20 protein-coding genes are annotated in these 19882 nt (G+C 50.5%); 16 read left to right on the top strand and 4 right to left on the bottom strand.

Annotated elements, in window-relative coordinates; translation table 11 throughout:
• Window positions 1–206 precede the first annotated feature (206 nt).
• Complete coding sequence (gene pulA / locus ACFSX3_RS05045; protein WP_209992876.1) at window positions 207–2162, top strand: type I pullulanase; 1956 nt, start codon at window positions 207–209, stop codon at window positions 2160–2162.
• Between the two features lie 140 nt (window positions 2163–2302).
• On the opposite strand, the gene ACFSX3_RS05040 is transcribed toward pulA, so the two are convergent.
• The 4 genes from ACFSX3_RS05040 to ACFSX3_RS05025 all read right to left on the bottom strand — a co-directional run bounded on the left by ACFSX3_RS05040 (window position 2303) and on the right by ACFSX3_RS05025 (window position 5737).
• Complete coding sequence (locus ACFSX3_RS05040) at window positions 2303–3148, bottom strand: hypothetical protein (protein WP_379312695.1); 846 nt, start codon at window positions 3146–3148, stop codon at window positions 2303–2305.
• Between the two features lie 111 nt (window positions 3149–3259).
• Window positions 3260–3781: a TetR/AcrR family transcriptional regulator gene (locus tag ACFSX3_RS05035; RefSeq protein WP_209992878.1), complete on the bottom strand. Its 522-nt coding sequence runs from the start codon at window positions 3779–3781 to the stop codon at window positions 3260–3262.
• A gap of 586 nt (window positions 3782–4367) precedes the next feature.
• On the bottom strand, window positions 4368–4919 hold the full coding sequence (locus tag ACFSX3_RS05030; protein ID WP_209992879.1) for a hypothetical protein: 552 nt from the start codon (window positions 4917–4919) through the stop codon (window positions 4368–4370).
• A gap of 116 nt (window positions 4920–5035) precedes the next feature.
• Window positions 5036–5737: a phosphodiester glycosidase family protein gene (locus ACFSX3_RS05025; RefSeq protein ID WP_209992880.1), complete on the bottom strand. Its 702-nt coding sequence runs from the start codon at window positions 5735–5737 to the stop codon at window positions 5036–5038.
• A gap of 382 nt (window positions 5738–6119) precedes the next feature.
• Between ACFSX3_RS05025 and ACFSX3_RS05020 the strand changes: the two genes are divergently transcribed.
• The 15 genes from ACFSX3_RS05020 (at window position 6120) to ACFSX3_RS04950 (ending at window position 19670) form a co-directional block, all read left to right on the top strand.
• Window positions 6120–6446, top strand: a complete 327-nt coding sequence (locus tag ACFSX3_RS05020; RefSeq protein WP_036723569.1) for a PadR family transcriptional regulator — start codon at window positions 6120–6122, stop codon at window positions 6444–6446.
• A gap of 5 nt (window positions 6447–6451) precedes the next feature.
• On the top strand, window positions 6452–7447 hold the full coding sequence (locus ACFSX3_RS05015) for a permease prefix domain 1-containing protein (protein WP_209992881.1): 996 nt from the start codon (window positions 6452–6454) through the stop codon (window positions 7445–7447).
• A 293-nt stretch (window positions 7448–7740) separates the two neighbouring features.
• Complete coding sequence (locus ACFSX3_RS05010; protein WP_209992882.1) at window positions 7741–9225, top strand: glutamate synthase subunit beta; 1485 nt, start codon at window positions 7741–7743, stop codon at window positions 9223–9225.
• A gap of 212 nt (window positions 9226–9437) precedes the next feature.
• Entirely contained in the window at window positions 9438–9989 is a 552-nt protein-coding gene (gene yfcE / locus ACFSX3_RS05005) for a phosphodiesterase (protein ID WP_209992883.1), read from the top strand.
• Between the two features lie 152 nt (window positions 9990–10141).
• Complete coding sequence (locus ACFSX3_RS05000) at window positions 10142–11176, top strand: agmatine deiminase family protein (RefSeq protein WP_209992913.1); 1035 nt, start codon at window positions 10142–10144, stop codon at window positions 11174–11176.
• A gap of 239 nt (window positions 11177–11415) precedes the next feature.
• Window positions 11416–12291, top strand: a complete 876-nt coding sequence (aguB, locus tag ACFSX3_RS04995) for an N-carbamoylputrescine amidase (RefSeq protein WP_209992884.1) — start codon at window positions 11416–11418, stop codon at window positions 12289–12291.
• A 222-nt stretch (window positions 12292–12513) separates the two neighbouring features.
• The gene (locus ACFSX3_RS04990; RefSeq protein WP_209992885.1) at window positions 12514–13329 is read left to right on the top strand and encodes a transporter substrate-binding domain-containing protein; all 816 of its coding nucleotides are present in this window, start codon (window positions 12514–12516) and stop codon (window positions 13327–13329) included.
• A 97-nt stretch (window positions 13330–13426) separates the two neighbouring features.
• A complete protein-coding gene (locus ACFSX3_RS04985; protein ID WP_209992886.1) occupies window positions 13427–14074 on the top strand; it encodes an amino acid ABC transporter permease in 648 nt (215 codons plus the stop codon).
• 14 nt (window positions 14075–14088) lie between these two features.
• Window positions 14089–14811, top strand: coding sequence for an amino acid ABC transporter ATP-binding protein (locus ACFSX3_RS04980; protein ID WP_209992915.1), 723 nt, complete (start codon window positions 14089–14091; stop codon window positions 14809–14811).
• A gap of 257 nt (window positions 14812–15068) precedes the next feature.
• Complete coding sequence (locus ACFSX3_RS04975) at window positions 15069–15515, top strand: tellurite resistance TerB family protein (RefSeq protein WP_036695597.1); 447 nt, start codon at window positions 15069–15071, stop codon at window positions 15513–15515.
• 112 nt (window positions 15516–15627) lie between these two features.
• The gene (locus ACFSX3_RS04970) at window positions 15628–16224 is read left to right on the top strand and encodes a TerD family protein (RefSeq protein ID WP_036695598.1); all 597 of its coding nucleotides are present in this window, start codon (window positions 15628–15630) and stop codon (window positions 16222–16224) included.
• Window positions 16225–16253: 29 nt separating this feature from the next.
• Complete coding sequence (locus ACFSX3_RS04965; protein WP_076085949.1) at window positions 16254–16829, top strand: TerD family protein; 576 nt, start codon at window positions 16254–16256, stop codon at window positions 16827–16829.
• A 50-nt stretch (window positions 16830–16879) separates the two neighbouring features.
• Window positions 16880–17461: a TerD family protein gene (locus ACFSX3_RS04960; protein WP_036723550.1), complete on the top strand. Its 582-nt coding sequence runs from the start codon at window positions 16880–16882 to the stop codon at window positions 17459–17461.
• 94 nt (window positions 17462–17555) lie between these two features.
• A complete protein-coding gene (locus ACFSX3_RS04955) occupies window positions 17556–18896 on the top strand; it encodes a TerD family protein (protein ID WP_209992887.1) in 1341 nt (446 codons plus the stop codon).
• Window positions 18897–18923: 27 nt separating this feature from the next.
• The gene (locus ACFSX3_RS04950; RefSeq protein WP_209992888.1) at window positions 18924–19670 is read left to right on the top strand and encodes a TerC family protein; all 747 of its coding nucleotides are present in this window, start codon (window positions 18924–18926) and stop codon (window positions 19668–19670) included.
• The last annotated feature ends 212 nt before the right edge of the window (window positions 19671–19882 follow it).

The raw sequence follows: 19882 nt of genomic DNA, 5'->3' as shown, positions 1-19882 counted from the left end.
CACACGATAAATTATCCTTCTATTTCTCGCTGAAACGTTACCGTCCTTTAAAAGGACGGCAAAGCCGTTTCCACTTGCAGAGTGTGATTCAAACGTTTGCACAAAGTTGGCGGTTAGGATAAAATTTCATATAGAGAAAAGCAGAGTTGAATAAAACCCAGGAGTTCTGCCGTATATTTAGTTAAGGGTAAAGGAGGCGGTATGCCTTGTCAGTACAGAAGGAAATGAAGGAACCGATTGATTACGGGGACCCGGCGGCTACCAGCGGAATCTCCGTCTTCGACCGGAATTTCGATGAGCTGTTCAGCTATGACGGAGAGGATCTTGGCCTAACCTATTCGGCGTCCGGCTCCGCGTTCTGTCTGTGGGCCCCGACGGCCCAGGAAGCGGAGCTGGTGCTCTATCCATCCTGGAAGGATGCTGCGCAGCGGCAGATACCCATGATGCGAGACGTCCGGGGAACCTGGAGACTCAGCGTTCCGGGCGATCTGGATGGAATGTTCTACACCTACAGGGTGCGTATCGGGGAGCTATGGAATGAAGCGGTGGACCCGTACGCCCGCGCGATCGGCGTGAACGGGGACAGAGGGGCTATACTGGATCTGCGCAAGACCGATCCCGCGCGCTGGACGCAGGATAAGCCGCCGCTGGAGGACCCGGTGGATGCGGTGATCTATGAGCTTCACCTGCGTGACTTATCGGTTCATCCTGCCAGCGGGATTAAGCATACAGGGAAATACCTCGGCCTTGCAGAAGCCGGAACCCGGGGTCCTGAGGGCATTGCCACCGGTCTTGATCATATTGCCAGTCTGGGTGTTACCCATGTGCAGCTGCTGCCTATCTATGATTATGCGACAGAAAGCGTAGATGAGACCCTTCTTACGGAGCCTCATTATAATTGGGGATATGACCCCAAGAATTACAATGCTCCTGAAGGCTCTTATGCGTCAGATCCGTATGTTCCGGGCCTGCGCATCCGGGAGCTGAAGGCAATGATTCAGGCACTTCATGACCGCGGCCTGCGTGTCATCATGGATGTGGTCTACAATCATGTCTATGACGGCTTCCGGGTGAACTTCACCAAGCTGGTTCCCGGCTATTATCTGCGGTATAAGCAGGACGGGCGGTTGTCGAACGGCTCAGGCTGCGGGAATGATACTGCTTCCGAGCGGAGGATGATGTCCCGCTTCATCGTTGAGTCCGTGCTGTACTGGGCCAGGGAATACCATATCGACGGCTTCCGCTTCGATCTGATGGGTCTTCATGATGTAGGGACTATGAACGAGATCCGCCGTCGTCTGGATGATCTGGACCCTTCGATTATAACGATAGGCGAAGGCTGGGTGATGGACACGGAGCTGGCCGAGGACCTTCGGGCCAACCAGTGCCAGGCCAATCAGATGCCGGGCATCGGGCATTTTAATGACGGCTTCCGCGATGCCGTCAAAGGGAATATATTCCTCCATGACCAAAAGGGCTTCATCAGCGGCGGGTTCGGCTTCGAACGCAATGTGAAGGCAGGTATTGCTGGAGCAATCTATTACGGGCCCGGCCTCGGACAATACGCCCAGGAGCCGCAGCAGAGTGTGAACTTCGTGGAGTGCCATGACAATCATACACTGTGGGATAAGCTGGTCTTGTCTACGGCAGGAGCAGAAGACGAGCAGCGCCGCGCTATGCACCATCTGGCCTCGGCTATGGTGCTGACGAGTCAGGGGATACCGTTCATTCATGCCGGGCAGGAGTTCCTGAGAACGAAGGGCGGGGTGGAGAACAGCTATAAATCGGCAGTGGAAGTGAACTGGCTGGACTGGGAACGCTGCGCGGAACAGGCCGAATCAGTAGCGTACATGAAGCAGCTGATCGCGCTGCGCGCGGCTCATCCCGCCTTCCGGCTGCGTACCGCAGAGGAGATCCGTGACCATTTGGTCTTCGAGGACGCACCGGCGCAGGCAGTGGCCTTCACGCTCCGCGATCATGCCGGAGGAGATTCTGCGGAGCATCTGTACATACTGTACAATGCCAACCCGGAGGGTGCAGCCCTGAAGCTGCCCGAACTGGGCACATGGGACATTGTATTCGGCGAGAAGCAGATCAGCGGGCTGGAGGGCGGCATTTTAACCGCTGCAGGAATTGGCATGATTGTACTTGCTGTGAACTAACTGATAGGTATCGCGATTATAGGTATCACACCGAAGCAGGCTGCCGGGGCAGTCTGCTTTTTGCTGTGGCGGAAATATGCTAAATGTATGTGGAAAACCGAACACAATGAGCTGAGGCAGTGGGGCGTGCCGGATTAGGCTCAAACACTCACCCGCGACATTAGAGCCGAAATGGCAGTGAACAGCCAAACCAGTAAACAGAGGAGGGCAAGTATCGAAAACAAGCTAACTTCTAACATAGAACGGCCAAGACTGGTCTGTACGGCTATACACAAAATGGTCATCAGCCAAGCTATGCTGCCTGTATGCAGGAGCAGACGCTGTTTGCCGGACCCTAGATTCGAATGTTCCAGCAGCCAGGCGGGTAACAGCAGGGTTTGGAGAGAATGGAGACCAATTCCATGTAGTACAATATAATTGCCCCCAGCTCCGATAAAACGGCCTTGTAAACTCATCATAATCAGTCCTGCCAGATTAGCTATGAATACCGACAGCAAGGCATAACGGATACCATTGATAAGTACAGGGCGCGATAATGGAGCTTTCATCCTCAAAAATTGAATAGTAAGCAGGATACCCGAGACGACAAAAGAAAGAGATACGACGCCAAATAGAGCTCCCGCAAGGGTAACCACCGGTCCGCCGACTTTAGAGAAACGGGGATTAAAGCCACGGAAATTCTGCAGGGTTTCAATTACATAGCTGTATGAAGCCGCAGCAATAAAAAGCCGGCGAATCACTTTTCTCCTGCGAGCAGTAAAGCCTGCAAAAGGTAAGATAGCAGCAATGGATAACAGAAAAATTCCCAATGCTGCTGCAAACGAGAATACATTTTTAATATCACCCTCCGGAAGAACGACTACTCCTTTAAAGAACATAAAGACAGCAGCACATCCCGCAATAACAAACCCGAGCAGTCCAAGCATAACGAGCCCTTTTTCACGCTTGAAAATAGATACGGCAGATGTCATCAACTCGTTGAGCATAGTAGGCAAGATTAGCTCACTCCTCTATTTATTTATCGATCAATAAATAATTATCAAAATAAGTGCAAGCAGTAACAGATAAAATTTATCCGTTTGCTGCTTGCACTTACTTCATTCTTTAGTCATTAATATGGATTGTTTTATTTCTGATAAATCAAGCACCTCGGATAACGTGACTAGCAGCCCTATGCTCATAAAACGGACTGCATTTACTTCCGCATTAGGTACCCCGGCTTTCTGGAATTTGGCAGTCACTTCGTCAAAAATAGTCGTATAGAGCTTAGCAGAATGTTGTTTGATCCCTGCTTCCGATATGGTATAAGCTTGCATTACCATCAGTACTTCGGAACGGTGTGTCTGCATTAAGTTGAAAAAACTGGCGCCCATAGCGCCAACCAGCTGATCAGCAGGTGCTTCGACTTCCATAAAAGTGTCATGAATTCGATCGTATGCACGTTTTAACACAGCTATGTATAAGTCTTCTTTGTTGTCAAAGAAATGAAAAATGTAGGGTTGTGTAACTCCCGCTGCTTTAGCTACCATGGCAGTTGTTGTCCTGTAGTAGTCATATTCTGCAAATAAGGTCAAGGCACTTTCCATAATTTTTTGCTTCTTATCTTCCTTTGCTGCCATTATGATCATTTCCAATCGTTTATTTATCGAGCGATAAATAAATGATATAAAAGTATTGTTTATCTGTCAATTCCAACTGATAGTCTAATCTTATTTTTCGTGCAAAAAGAGCGGGCTATCTCTTCGATAACCTGCTTTTTTTTGATTAGTGGGCCATATCCTCTAGGTGGTTCAAGTCTGTACGAAGGCAGTTTTTATTGAAGAATAAAGGCTTTCGCTTATTTTTTGTCGTCAAATTGGGTTCCAGCAGTTCCTTTAATATCCGATAAGCCTGCTCCTGTCGTTCCGGTTGGCGTAGCTGCAAGAGGATGGGCGTTTCTCTGACTACATTACATTTCAGGGGATGGGGGGTGAACAGGGCCAGTATAATGTCTCTGTCATATCGGAAAAGAGTGCTAGGTTTTATGCTTGACACTGTTTGAACAATACAGGGACTCTGCTACGTTGGAGGATGTAAAGAGATTTAAAAAAAATGTCAAACGAGGTGTTTCAGCTTAATGAAGAAAAAACATGGTTATCCTTGGCTACAAGTAGTTGCTATAGAGTCTAAGGTTAGACTCCATCTCTAACGTTGACGGACAGGGGGTCAATCAATTGTGTATATATCCCAAGTGCCTTTTTCATTCTGCCGAATGGCATACATCATTTTAACTGAGTCTAACTTTCCAGTCTTGTTGTCCAAACATTCTCCAATGACTGTAATATGCACCTGGTTTTTGATTGTGGAATTGGATTCTACACTTTCAACACCTGTGAACTTATATTGGAGGTTTTCACCGTAATAAAAATCTAAGGCATCAGCTAATTTCTTATTGACAAAACCTACTTGAAACTCATCATGGTTGTGCTCAACAAGTGCCTTTAGATTTTTTTCAAGAACAGTTAGCAGTGGCCGCTGGTCTTCTGACAACTGATTTTCTAAAGAACTCACATCAAATGCTAGTTCAGCTTTAAAGCGATTCTCTTTTGACTGCTCTGTTTTAGATGGTTTTTCATTGCTGTTATCTTTCGAGTTGTTGTGTGAAGTCGTACTGGTTACTTTATTTGATTCACCTGTCGGAACCGCATTACTACAGGATAACAACATGAACATGACCATGGAAAGGCTTAAAGCCGATCTAGCAATATGATTTGACATTTTATCCCACCTTTTTGGATGATATTAAATTAGACGTTATCAAAGAGAAAAAGTTACACAATTATGTATTAAAAAAGGAAATCCATAATGGATTTCCCATAAAAAGCTTGATTGTATTAAGACCAAGTGGCTCCATTTACTGTGATAATGCTATAGATGCTACGTGGGCCACCTGAAACATAAGGTTTGCTGCTGTTTGCTGGTTTCGCACGAATTTGTGATGCTGTGCTGCCATCCAGCATAATTGCATCAGTACATCCAAGATATTTCATGATACCTCTCGCGTCCAACGCTGTACAGTTAGTGGCTTTGGTCATTGCTGCCATAATAATTTTGCTGCCATTATAACCCACTGCAGCACGATAGTTGCCACCGAAGCTTAGATTTCCTTTTTCATCCTTGACGAGATTATTGTAAGCAGCTTCGCTAGAAACCGCCTCTTGCAGCTTTAAGCTGACACCTCCAATTGCCCAATCAATCCAGCCAGTCGGAATGGACAAGTCAGCAATCTTGTTAATGACGGAGACATATGCTACTTGATTTGTTCCGTTGTTGGGTCGCATACAAACAAGCGTGCCGCGGTTTAATGTTGCATTGGTTGAAGCATAGTTTCTTACTGGAGTACCACCGGATGTCACGGCAATACCATGAACATAGCCTGTAGTATCGTCAAAGTAAGTCCCGTTAATTCCGTACTCGCTAGAGGTTGTGAGATTTGTTCCCCCCAAGTCTTTAATCCGAATCGTCGATATATCTGCTTCAATATAATCTACTGTAATTCCATTCCAGGTTGTTTGTCGATATTTAGCGTTAGCCATATTAATCATCCTTTTCATTATGATGTAGAGGTGATATCGCGGGAATCAACCTTGTTCATTGTCATCCCCTGACAATGCCGGTTGCCGATAATCCTTCACTTAATAGGTAAATTATTAGATATCTTTTACAACCCAATCCGTATTCCAATAAGGAATTTGCACGAAAAAGCTTTCCCCTGAAGGAAAGCTTTTTCGTATATTAAGGCAGCATTTTAAATTTGGTAGTACAGATTATATGAGCCTAATTTAGCAAGCAAAAACCGGCCGAAAGCCCGCTTTTAAAAATAAATCATAATTCCACTAAACACTACTTCATCTGTCGTAGTAATTGTGCTACACTGAATTTAATTACTACGACAGATGAAGTATAGGAGGCAGGCAATTGATCAGCAGTGATGTGATTAGGGGATACAACGACACGATGATCCTCTACATGCTTCTGGACGGGGAGTCTTACGGCTATGAGATTTCCAAGAATATACGGAAGCTATCGGAAGAGAAGTACATTATGAAGGAAACTACGCTCTATTCGGCATTCACCCGGCTGGAGAAGAACGGTTATATTGATTCCTTTTATCTGGATGAGACGTTTGGCAAAAGACGCACCTACTACCGCATCACTCCGCAGGGTCTTGCCTACTACCGGGCCAAATGTGAGGAATGGCAGATCACGCAGGAAGTTATCAACAAATTCATAAAGGAGCTGTGAGGAACTTGGATACCATCATTGTATATTTGAACAATATGTTCGCATCTCTGCCCAGAACGGAACAGATGGTGATGCTGAAGCAGGAGTTGCTTGGCAACATGGAAGAGAAATACTATGAACTGAAGCATGAAGGGAAGACGGAGAATGAGGCGGTGGGCATCGTGATTTCCGAATTCGGCAACATCGATGAGCTGGTCAGCGAGCTGGGGCTTGGAGAGGTTCGTAAGGAGGAAGGACTATCTATGCTGCCCATGCTGGATGAGCTTGCTGTAGAGGGATTTATCGCTGCCAAAAAAAGATCCGGCCTGCTCGTAGGCTGGGGCGTAGGGCTGATTATGCTGGGCGCTGCGCTGCTTATCCTGATCTCAGGTCTGGGGGAGAACGGCTTCATGGACTCTGTATTCTCTGAGGATGCGATGAGCATGATCGGGTTGGTCCCCCTGATACTGCTGCTTGGTCCGGCTATTGCGTTATTTATCTATAGCGGCACGAAGATGGAGAGATACAAATACATGGAGTCGGGGTTCAGTCTGCCGTATCCGCTGGAGACGTATATTGAGCAGAGACAGTCGGCTTTTGCCGCTACCTATACGTTGTCGCTCATCATGGGGGTCTGTTTATGCGTATTGTCGCCGATTGCTATCTTTGTATCTTCCGCCTTCGGAGATGAATACAGCTCCTATGGGGTAGCTGTTCTATTGATTATAGTGGCTGTGGCCGTGTTCCTCTTCGTGTATTACGGGAATATTCGGGGCGCTTATCAGAGACTGCTGAAGACCGGCGATTTCAGTGAGGAGAAGCAGGAAGAGAAGAAGGAGGAGGACCGGATTGTCGGTGCGGTTGCCGCTATTATCTGGCCGCTGGTTACCTGTGTTTTTCTGGTCAGCGGTTTCGTGTTCGACCAGTGGGAGATCAACTGGATCGTCTTCCCGTTAACGGGGATTCTGTTCGGGGTGTTCAGCTCGGTCTACAATATGTTCAAGAAAAAAGATGCTGCCTGAGTCTGCTGTACACTATTTGCCACACAACGTTAATAAAAAAGGTGACATTGCTCATGTTCCCTCCCTGCGGATAGGTGGTAATATGAAGGCATTTATTCCCCTTATGATAACCGTGCAAGAGCCTGTACCGGGGTGATTTGAAGCCCCGTTGTAGCCTCTTGCTTCGCTGCTTTACAGTGACAGAATAACGGACGGTGACAGAAGAGTGTGTTTCTTTTTGGAGCCGGGTGTGGGCATGAATGCCGTCTATTACCTTTCGGCGGCCAATCAGAGAGACTCGGAGGATGACAGGGATGGGTAAAACAACCGGATTTATCGAATATCAGCGGCGGACGCCTGCTGAATGCGAGCCTATGGAGCGGATTAAGAACTGGAATGAATTCTCGGTTCCGATGGAGGAAGAACAGCTGCGTGAGCAGGGTGCCCGTTGTATGGACTGCGGAACACCGTTCTGTCATGTAGGGCGTATTCTGTCGGGGATGGCGAGCGGCTGTCCGCTGCATAATCTGATTCCAGAGTGGAATGACATGGTATACCGCGGCAACTGGCAGGTCGCGCTGAAGCGCCTGCACAAGACGAACAATTTCCCTGAATTTACGGGACGCGTCTGCCCTGCACCATGTGAAGGTGCTTGCACAGTAGGGAAGAACGGCGATTCGGTAACGATTAAATCGATCGAAAAAGCGATTGTAGATAGAGGGTTTGCCGAAGGCTGGATCGTTCCTGAGCCGCCGCTTACCCGGACAGGCAAGAAGGTGGCCGTCGTCGGCTCCGGCCCTGCCGGGCTTGCCTGCGCCGCCCAACTGAACAAGGCGGGACATAGTGTAACGGTGTATGAGCGGGCTGACCGGATTGGCGGTCTGCTGACCTATGGGATTCCGAACATGAAGCTCGATAAAAAGAAGGTGCAGCGCCGGGTGGATCTGCTGGCTGCGGAAGGCATTACCTTCGTCACCCGGACTGAGATCGGCAGAGATATTACTGCCGCGCAGCTACAGGAGGTGCATGATGCAGTCGTCCTCTGCGGCGGATCGACCAAGGCGCGCGACCTGCCGCTGGAAGGCCGGGAGCTGCGCGGCATCCATCAGGCGATGGAGTTCCTGACACTGAATACGAAGAGCCTGCTGGATTCCGGGCTGGAGGACGGGGAATATCTGTCGGCGGCAGGCAAGGATGTTGTCGTCATCGGCGGCGGAGATACGGGAACGGACTGTGTAGCCACTTCGATCCGCCACGGCTGCCGCAGCGTGATCCAGCTGGAGATTATGCCGCAGTCGCCATTGACCCGCCAGCCGGGCAATCCTTGGCCGGAATGGCCGAAGGTGTTGAAGGTGGACTACGGACAGCAGGAGGCAGCTACTCTATATGAAGAAGATCCGCGCCGCTATCTGGTCAATACCAAGCGCTTCGTCGGCGATGCAAGCGGACATGTACAGGAGCTGCACACGGTGCGTATTGAATGGAAGCGCACGGAGGATGGACGGATGATCCCTGTAGAAGTGCCGGGCAGTGAAGAGGTCATTCAAGCGCAGCTGGTACTGCTGGCTCTGGGCTTCACCGGACCGGAAGAAACGGTGCTGGGACAGCTTGGCGTAGAATGCGATGAGCGTTCCAACGTTAAGGCAGAGTTCGGCGCACAGACAACGAATGTAGAGGGAGTCTTCACAGCCGGTGACATGCGGCGCGGCCAGAGTCTTGTGGTGTGGGCGATTAACGAAGGCCGTCAGGCCGCCCGCGAGGTAGACCGCTTCCTGATGGGCTCGTCCAATCTGCCTTGATGCGGCCGATTGTTGCATATATTGCAGTTTTGGTGCATGTATACATGGGAGTTTAGGCGAAATGTTGCACAAATTGCAAAAAATCATCCCGCCAATCAGCTTGAAGGAGCAGGAATACTGCTTTTTATGCAACAATAGTCGATTCGTACGGGAATGGTGAGCGGAATGTTGCATTTTGGGCAGGATATATTTACTGAGAGGAAGCGTTCGAAATGAAGCTGATGTTTATTTCCGATATCCACGGATCGCTGTACTGGCTGGAACAGGCGCTGGCGAAGGCGGAGGAGGAGCAGCCGCACACGCTGGTTATACTGGGGGATTTCCTGTATCACGGACCGAGGAATCCGCTGCCGGAGGGGTATAATCCGCAGGGGGTTGCCGACAGGCTGAATGCTTACAACCAATCGGGCAAATCGCTGGCGGCGGTAAGAGGGAACTGTGACGCCGAGGTGGATCAGATGCTGCTGCACTTCCCGATGATGGGCGACTATGTACTGATTCTGCATGAAGGCCGCAAAATCTACGCCACGCACGGGCATGGCTTCAGCATCGACCACTTACCGGCGCTGGCCCCGCAGGATGTATTCATTCAGGGGCATACGCATCTGCCGGTGGCAGAGGTGAAGGACGGCATTACCCTGCTCAACCCCGGATCGATTGCACTGCCGAAGGAGAACAACCCGAACTCCTACGGCGTTCTGGAGAATGGGGAATTTCTCATTAAGGACTTCAGCGGCAATATCATCAAGCAGATCAGGCTGTAATAACTCAGCTTCCACAATAATCCCTCTGGATATTTCCAGAGGGATTATTGCTGCGCAGCAATTGAGCCCACCGGCATATTAATGTATGATGGGTGAGGAGCTTGCGGGCAGATCCCCGGCTTCAAAAACTAAACAGCAGAGGTAACTAAATGATGCATCCACGTGATTTACACTATACAATGCCGGCCGAATGGGCCAAGCATGAACGGACCTTCATTTCCTGGCCGGTGAAGGACTCTATGGTACACCCTGATAATCATGAAGCGGTCAGTACAGGCTATGCCGAGATTATCCGTGCGATTGCCGAATTCGAGCCGGTGACGGTTATCGTCAATCCCGATGAGCTGGATGCGGTAGAGAAGCTGGCGCTTGGAAATAATGTCACACTGCTCCCGATCCGGCACAACGATGCCTGGCTGCGGGACAACGGACCGACCTTCCTCACGGGTCCGGGTGGGAAGCTGGCCGGAGTCAACTGGAAGTTCAATGCCTGGGGCGGCAAATACTCGCCTTGGGATCTCGATGATGAGGTGGCTCCGCAGATTCTGAAGCACCTGGAGGTCAGCGCGTTCGATGCTCCGCTGGTGATGGAGGGCGGCTCTATTCATACGGATGGCGAGGGCACCCTGCTGACCACAGAGGAATGTCTGCTGAATACGAACCGTAATCCTGAGCTGAGCCGCGAAGAGATTGCCGGTTATGTCAAGCAATATACCGGGACGGAGTCCATCATCTGGCTGAAGCGCGGCCTCAGCGGGGATGAGACGGACGGGCATGTCGATAACATCGCCTGCTTCGCGGCACCGGGTAAGGTGATTATCCAGGTCTGCGAGAACCCGCAGGATGAGAACTATGCGATTACGCAGGAGAATCTGCGTATTCTCGAGCAGGCAGTCGATGCCAAAGGCCGGAAGCTGGAGATTATCCGCATTCAGCAGCCGCCCCGTACAGATTATGAGGACAGCCGTCTGACCCTGAGCTATCTGAACTTTTATTTTGTGAACGGCGGTATTATCCTGCCGGTCTTCGGCGGTACAGCGGCTGAGACGGACAAGCTGGCTGAAGAGACGCTGGCCGGACTGTTCCAAGACCGTAGAATCCGTACCGTGAACGGAATGGCCGTGATCGGCGAAGGCGGGAACGTGCATTGCACCACCCAGCAGATGCCTGCAGTGGATGGAGCTTAACGAAAAGCGAAAAGAAGCGGAGGGGAAATTTGGAACTGTAGGAGCGTTAGCGACCGCCTGAAAGCTTTCCGTAGGAAAGCTCGCTTCGGAAGCATCAGCTGTCACCGGATTTCAACCGCGAAGAGTCGATTAAATCAAGAAATCTGGTGACAACAGCGGCCGGAAGTCCAAATGTTCACCGCAGCGACGACCAAGCTTTGAGTTCTAAGTGTTATAAGTTCATACAAGGAGGAACAACCATGAGACAAGTAAAAGTAGCCGCGACGCAAATGAGCTGTTCCGGCGACATTGATGAGAATATCCGCAAGGCGGAGACACTGGTTAGAGAGGCGGCTGCCCAAGGCGCGCAGATTATTCTGCTGCAGGAGCTGTTCGAGACGCCGTATTTCTGCCAGAAGGAGAAGTCGGATTACTATGCTTATGCTACAGAGCTTGAGCAGAACAAGGCGGTGAACCACTTCAAGGCTATCGCCAAGGAGCTTGCCGTGGTGCTGCCGATCAGCTTTTATGAGAAGAAGAATTATGCGCGGTACAACTCGCTGGCGGTCATTGATGCGGACGGAACCGTGATGGGCAAATACCGCAAGAGCCATATTCCTGACGGTCCGGGCTATGAAGAGAAGTTCTACTTCAACCCGGGCGATACCGGCTTCAAGGTGTGGAATACCCGTTATGCCAAAATCGGAGTTGGCGTATGCTGGGACCAATGGTACCCGGAAGCTGCCCGGGTGATGAGCCTGATGGGTGCGGAGATTCTGTTCTACCCTACAGCCATCGGCTCGGAGCCGCAGGATGGGTCGATTGATTCCAAGGATCACTGGCAGACCTGCATGCTGGGTCATGCTGCCGCTAACCTGATTCCTGTCGTGGCCTCCAACCGGATCGGCAAGGAGACTGACGAGGATTCCAGCATTGACTTCTACGGCTCGTCGTTCATCGCTGGTCCGCAGGGCAACAAGATTGTCGAAGCCGGACGGGATGAGCAGACTGTACTGGTCAGCGAATTTGATCTGGACGCGCTTGAGGTAGGCCGGATCGAATGGGGGATCTTCCGTGACCGCCGTCCAGAGCTGTACCGGTTGATTGCTTCCTATGACGGCGATCTGACCTTCTAAATTATGTGCTAATAGGTTCCATTGACCATTCAGTAAGCAGCCAGGATGCTGCCGGGGAGCTCTCTCCGGGGCGTTTTGGCTGCTTTTTTGCATGAGATGTTACAATATATCGATAATAATGTAATGTTATATAACACAATGAGATAAAGTTAATTGTCATCACTACTTTAATCTGATAAAATCTCCTTAAGTTATTTTACAAATAAGTGGGGGGATTGGAGAATGGGAATCCGGAAAAAATGGGCGATGTCAGGTATGGTGGCACTCCTGGTCTTGGCAATAGCGGGTTGTGGCTCTGGCAATGATGCAAAAGGCGGCAGTGCGGACGGGAAAAGCCTCAAAATCGCTACCGATGCCAGCTATGCACCAATGGAGTACATGGATACCGATACGATCAAGGGCTTTGACATTGATTTCATCAAGGCGGTAATGGAGGAGGCCGGCATCGATTACACGGTCACGAGCACAGGCTGGGATACCATGCTGACCAGTGTGAAGCAGGGCACGGAATACCAGGCGGGCGTATCCTCGGTATCGATTACAGATGAGCGCAAGGAAACCTATGACTACTCCATCCCTTATTTCGAATCTACGAATATGATCATGGTTAAAGAAGGCAGCGACATCAAATCCGCCCTGGACCTGAAGGGGAAGAAGGTTGCGGTTCAGGCAGCCACCACAGCTGATGAGCTGATGAGCGGCATTATGGGCATTGACAACGGTAACCTGAAGCGGTTCGACAGCAATGCGGTAGCGCTGATGGAGCTGAACGGCGGCGGTGCGGATGCGGTGGTTGCGGATATCGCCATCGTGAACGAATACATCAAGAACAATCCGAAGGAGAAGCTGACCGGCATTATCGACAAGGAGAATTTCGGCTCTGAGTACTACGGCATCCTGTATCCGAAGGGCAGTGAATGGAAGGCCAAGTTGGACCCGGCGATCAAGAAGGTCATCGAGAACGGCAAATATGCCGAGATCTACAAGGAATGGTTCGGCGAAGAGCCGGACACGGCGGCGCTAATGAACGCGAAGTAGCGAAAGGGCCGGGAACAACTAAGCATGCGTAATGATTGCTATTGCGCGTGCTTCTTTTTTTGAGCAAGCCACAAGCAGAAGAGAAGGGAAGAATTCTATGGATTTCAGATTCGACATCATCGTTCATTATTTACCGGTTCTGCTAAAAGGGACCTTGTTCACCATCGGTGTATCACTGGTCTCCATTCTGTGCGGCTCCCTGCTGGGGCTGATTATCGGCTTCGGTAAAATGGCGCCCAAATGGTATTTCCGCTGGCCGTTCCATGCCTACATCAACATCTTCCGGGGTACGCCGCTCTATGTGCAGATTCTGATCGTACACTTCGGGCTGATCCCGTTGTTCTACGGCAAAACCTACGTGCTGATGAGCGCATTCGTGGCGTTGTCGCTCAATTCCGCCGCCTATTCTGCGGAGATCTTCCGCGCCGGTATCCAGTCCATCGACTCTGGGCAGCGGGAAGCGGCCTTGTCCCTCGGAATGACCCGGCAGCAGGCGATGCGCTTCATTATTCTGCCCCAGGCGATCAAACGGATGGTTCCCGCGTTCGGGAATGAATTCATTGTGCTGGTTAAGGATTCCTCGCTGCTGGCGCTGATTGCCGCCCCTGAGATTATGTACTGGAGCAATACCATGAAAGGCCAATACCTGCGGATCTGGGAGCCGTATCTGACCGCTGCACTGATCTATTTCATTCTTACTTATTCGCTCAGCAAGCTGCTTAATTATATTGAACGGAAGGTGTAACCCCTATGGAACCGATTATTTCAGTCAAGCATCTGTACAAATCATTCGGTGCCCATCAGGTACTGACGGATATCAGCGTCGACATTCACAGCCGGGAGGTTGTGGTCGTCATCGGGCCTTCGGGCTCGGGCAAATCGACCTTTCTGCGCTGCCTTAATCTGCTGGAGCAGCCGCAAGCGGGCGATATTATCATTGAAGGCACTTCCTTGATGGCCAAGAGCACAAGGATTAACGATATCCGTACCGAGCTGGGGATGGTCTTTCAGCAGTTCAATCTGTTTCCGCACCGGAAAGTGATCGAGAACATCATGCTGGCCCCGATGAAGGTGCGGAAATGGACGGCGGATCAAGCAAGGCAGAAGGCATTAGAGCTGCTGCAGAAGGTGGGTCTTAGCGAGAAGGCGGAGATGTACCCTTCCTCGCTCTCCGGCGGTCAGGCCCAACGGGTGGCGATTGCCCGGGCGCTGGCGATGGAGCCGAAGATCATGCTGTTCGACGAGCCGACCTCGGCCCTGGACCCCGAGATGGTGGGCGAGGTCTTGGCGGTTATGAAGGAGCTGGCCCGTGAGGGGATGACCATGGTTGTGGTGACCCATGAGATGGGCTTCGCCCGTGAAGTGGGGGACCGGGTGCTTTTTATGGAGCAAGGGGCCATAGTCGAGCAGGGTGCGCCGGAGCAGTTGTTCGGCAGCCCGTCGCATGAGCGTACACGGGAGTTTCTGTCCAAGGTGCTGTAAGAATCGCCCAAAGTAGAATATTGTTATTTAATCGGTTATATTAGAAGAGTAAGAAATAGGCAATAAGTCCAAGCGTGAATAGCTGCCCAGGGTGGCGGGGAGGAGGCTCGGGGATATCTTTTTTTAAAGTATAAGGATGACAGAGGTTCTGCATAATGATTTATCCTTATATTTCCGGCAGACAAGGATAGGGTGCTTAATAAGACCGCATAGGCTTTCTGCTGGTCATAATTCCATAATGATAGAAGGAGAATACGATGAGCACATTTAAAAATTGGTTGAATACGACAAAAAACGGACTGACAGAACAGGTTAAGAAATTTAAAAATAAAGACTTCATGAATGCTGTAGTGGCAGGCTGCGCACTGGTGGCTGCGGCTGACGGCAAGATTGAGGAATCCGAGAAGAACAAGATGGCGGGGTACATGAATCTCAGCAATGAACTTAAGGTATTTGATATGAGGGATGTCATCGCCCAGTTTAATTTCTATGTGAGCAACTTCGAATTCTCGCCCGAAATCGGCAAGCAGGAAGCGCTCAAGGCGATTGCAAAGTTCAGCAGCAAACCGGAGATTGGCCGCGTTATTGTAGGCGTATGCTCCGCGATTGGTGCGGCTGACGGTGACTTCGATGAGCATGAGAAAGCGGTTGTGCGGAATATCTGCAATGTGCTGTCACTTAGCCCTAGCGAATTCAGCCTGTAATTACAGGCTGGATTCCATTTGCTAATTAGGTGAAACTTTAGGCGATTCATCGCCGTATCACTGATGTAACACCCGCAAGCACACTTCTATCTGGAAACGGAGGTACTTCAAGTTGGCTGGAATTAATCTGGTAAAAGGTCAGAAGATCGATTTAACCAAAGGCAATGCCGGACTGTCTAACGTAATTGTAGGACTGGGTTGGGACCCTGCCGAACCGGCAAGAGGATTCTTTGGCGTCAAGAAACAGGCGAACGTGGACTGCGATGCCTCAGCGCTGCTGCTGAATGAGAACGGCAAGCTGACCAATAAGCTGAACCTCGTCTGCTTTCACAACAAACAGAATACGAACAACTCCGTGGTTCACTCGGGAGATAACCTGACGGGTGAGGGAGACGGGGACGACGAGCAGATTAATGTGAATCTGAAGTCGATTCCTGCCGATGTCCATAAGGTTCTGGTTGTAGTCAACATCTACGATGCTGTGAACCGCAAGCAGGATTTCGGGATGATCAAATCTGCGTATATCCGGATTATTAATGCGGCAGGCAACGCAGAATTGGTTAAGTTTAATCTGACAGACAATTATACAGGCTTCACAGCACTGATCTGCGGTGAGCTGTACCGTCATGGCGATGAGTGGAAATTCGCCGCCATCGGTGAAGGCGCCCACGCAGCGCATATCAATCAGCTGGCAGAACGCTATATCTAAATCCAATTTGAGAAAAGAGGGCTCTATTCATGGCTATCAACTTATCCAAGGGACAAAAAATCGATCTGACCAAAACCAACCCGGGCTTATCCAAAATCACAGTCGGCCTAGGATGGGATACGAATAAATACGATGGCGGTAAGGACTTTGACCTTGACGTTTCCGTGTTCCTGACCAATGCCAGCGGTAAAGTAGATAAAGAAACCAACTTCATCTTCTTCAACAACAAGCAGAACGAGAACGCATCTGTCGTTCACACCGGCGATAACCGCACAGGGGAAGGCGACGGAGATGATGAGCAGGTTCAAGTCGATTTGCTTAATGTTCCTGCAGATGTGGACAAGATTGCCTTCACCATTACCATCTATGAAGCAGAATCCAGAAGCCAGAACTTCGGACAAGTCTCCCGTTCTTATGTGCGTATCGTCAACGATGCGAACAGTGAGGAACTGATCCGTTTTGACCTGGGTGAAGATTTCTCCGTTGAAACAGGCGTAGTTGTAGGCGAATTGTACCGTAACGGCGCAGAATGGAAATTCAATGCGATCGGCAGCGGCTATAAGGATGGCCTGTCTGGCTTGACCCGTGATTACGGCCTGCAATAAGGCCTGGCGGTTCCGGGAATTAAATCTGTAAGGAAAGAGGGTTTTTTACAGTGACGATCAGTCTTTCCAAAGGACAGCGGATTGATCTTACCAAAACCAATCCGGGTCTGACCAAAGTAGTTGTAGGACTGGGCTGGGATACAAACAAGTATAGCGGCGGCAAAGATTTCGACCTTGATGCATCAGCATTCCTGCTGCATGAGGACGGCAAAGCCAAAAGCGAAAATGACTTTGTATTCTATAACAACCCAAGCGGCGGTACTGGATCTGTAACCCACACAGGCGACAATCGTACAGGGGAGGGCGACGGGGATGATGAGCAGATCGTCGTAGACTTCAGCCTGGTGCCTGCCAATATTCAGCGGATCGGGATCACGGTCACGATCTATGATTATGAGGCCCGGGCACAGAACTTCGGACAAGTCTCCAACGCCTTCGTCCGCGTAGTGGATGCATCCAGTGACCGTGAGATTCTGCGGTTCGATCTCGGCGAGGACTTCTCCACTGAGACTGCTGTGGTCTTCTGTGAATTCTACCGCCAGGGGGCGGATTGGAAATTCCAGGCGATCGGCAGCGGCTTCGCCGGCGGACTAAGTGCATTATGCAAAAACTACGGGCTGGACGCGCAATAAGAGCTTCAAAGGCGGGATCATCATCGATCCTGCCCTTTTTATACACAAAATCTGATAAGTTGCGCTCTTATCCATGTATAAAGGTGGCGTAAGAATGAATACAGAAGTAGTCAAAGGGCAGAAAGCAGACCTGACCAAAGGGAACCCGGGGCTCCGTAGTATTACGGTTGAGATCGGGTGGAAAGCTCCGTCTTCCATGGATATTGATGCTTCCGCATTCCTGCTTGGAGCGGGCGGTAAAGTGGGCAGTGACGACGATCTGATCTTTTATAATAACCCGTCTACTCCCTATATCACCTATAAGGATGTACCTGGGACGGCTTCGGGCGGATTGAAGCAGTTCGAGGTCTCGCTGGAACGGATTCCGGCAAACATAGTGAAGATTGCCTTCACCCTTACTCTGTATGACGGAGAAAACCGCAAGCAGATGTTCGGACAAATGAGTGAAGCGGAGTGCCGGATCGTGAATCAGGCGACAGGTGCGCAGCTTCTGCGGTGTAACCTTGGAAATCAGTTCTCTGTGGAAACGGCTGTTGTAGTTGGAGAATTATATAGACATGGTGAAGAATGGAAATACAGTGCGATTGTTGCGGGCTTCTCGGGCGGGCTTAAGGCGCTCTGCGGCAACTATGGCATAGAAGTAGCGGACGAGCCTGCACCGGCACCGAAGCCGCCGGAACAGACGCCGTCGCCGGGACGCCCGCCGCTTCAAGTGCCGCCGCCCCGCGCGGAGTCCTCCAGACCGAATATTGTGATTCCTCCACCACCTACACCGGCACCACCTACACCGGCACCGCCTAAGCAGGAGGCTGCTCCCGCACCGGCGCTGAATCTCAATCTGAAGAAGATTGAGCTGAAGAAGAAGGGCGATTCGATTAACCTGAAGAAATCCGCCTCCGGTCTGGGTGAGCTGTTAATTAACCTGAACTGGAACCAGAAGCAGGGCGGAGGGCTGTTCAGCCGTAACAAGGGCGGGGTGGATCTCGATCTGGCCTGTCTGTATGAGCTGAAGAACGGCAGCAAAGGCGTGGTGCAGGCACTGGGCAATGCGTTCGGTAACCTGCAGCAGCAGCCTTATATGATGCTCGATGGAGATGACCGGACCGGCTCCGTAACATCTGGCGAGAATCTGCGTATAAACGGAAGTAAGGTTGCCCAGATCGAACGGATTCTGGTGTTTGCCTTTATTTACAAAGGAGTTACCAACTGGTCTGAGGCGGATGGAGTGGTTACCCTGAAGCAGGATGGAGGACCGGATATTATCGTTAATCTGGACGAGCATAACAACCGTAAAGGCATGTGCGCCATCGCGCTGATCCGGAATGTGGACAATGAGACCTTCAGTATTGAACGGCTCGTGCAATATTTTAGCGGTCACCGAGAGATGGATGAGGCTTATGGCTGGGGGCTTCGCTGGGTAGCGGGAAGCAAATAATTTGATATTACCGGAGGCGCAAGTGGAATGGACTGGTTCAGTGATTTTTTTAGGAGTATCGGTGAGAATTACGGGCATTTCTTCTCATGGAGTGATATTGCAGGAACGCTCTCCGACCCTGTCAGCTGGGGGATAATCGGAAGCCTGATTCTGCTGGAGGGTCTGCTGTCGGCTGATAACGCGCTTGTACTGGCGGTAATGGTTAAGCATCTGCCGAAGGAGCAGCAGCGTAAGGCGTTGTTCTACGGTATTATCGGTGCTTACGTATTCAGATTCCTGGCCATTGGTCTGGGGACCTATCTCGTCAAGTTCACGCTGGTTAAGGTGCTTGGAGCCTTGTATCTCTTCTACATTGCCTACAAAGGGTTGTACAAGGGCAGCAGCGGAGAAGAGGGAGAGATTAAGAATAAAGGCGCCTCATTCTGGAAGACGGTACTCCTGGTTGAATTAATGGATATTGCCTTCAGTATTGACAGCGTGGTAGCTGCATTCGGTCTTAGCAGTGAAGTATGGGTACTCTTCCTGGGCGGTATCCTCGGCGTACTGATGATGCGCGGAGTGGCACAGGTGTTCCTCAAACTGATTGCCAGATATCCTGAACTGGAACAGACGGCATTCCTGCTCATTGCACTTATTGCCGGTAAAATGCTTGCCGGAGCCTTCGGCTATGAATTGCCGCATGTCATTTTCTTTGGGATTCTGATTGCGGTGTTTGCGGGTACTATTCTATACAGCGCAAGCAAACGCAAAAAAGAGGAAAACCGCAAAGCCTGAACCATCTAAAAACCTGATTCATAAGTTCATATGTATAGCTGTACAGGAAGGCGGGGAGTTCACGGGAAGGGTGGACTCCGGCGTGCTTCCGGGTAATCGTTATATGTTGTAGCATGGCCTTTGCCTGGGTCTTGAGCAAGCCGGATGCCGTCCCCTAGAGGACGGCATCGCTGGTTCTGCTTGCTTGCAAATGGCTATTTGTCAGGTGCTTG

Source organism: Paenibacillus rhizoplanae (assembly GCF_042684125.1).
Taxonomy (GTDB): Bacteria; Bacillota; Bacilli; order Paenibacillales; family Paenibacillaceae; genus Paenibacillus_AQ; species Paenibacillus_AQ rhizoplanae.
This window is presented reverse-complemented; position numbering and strand designations above follow the sequence as displayed.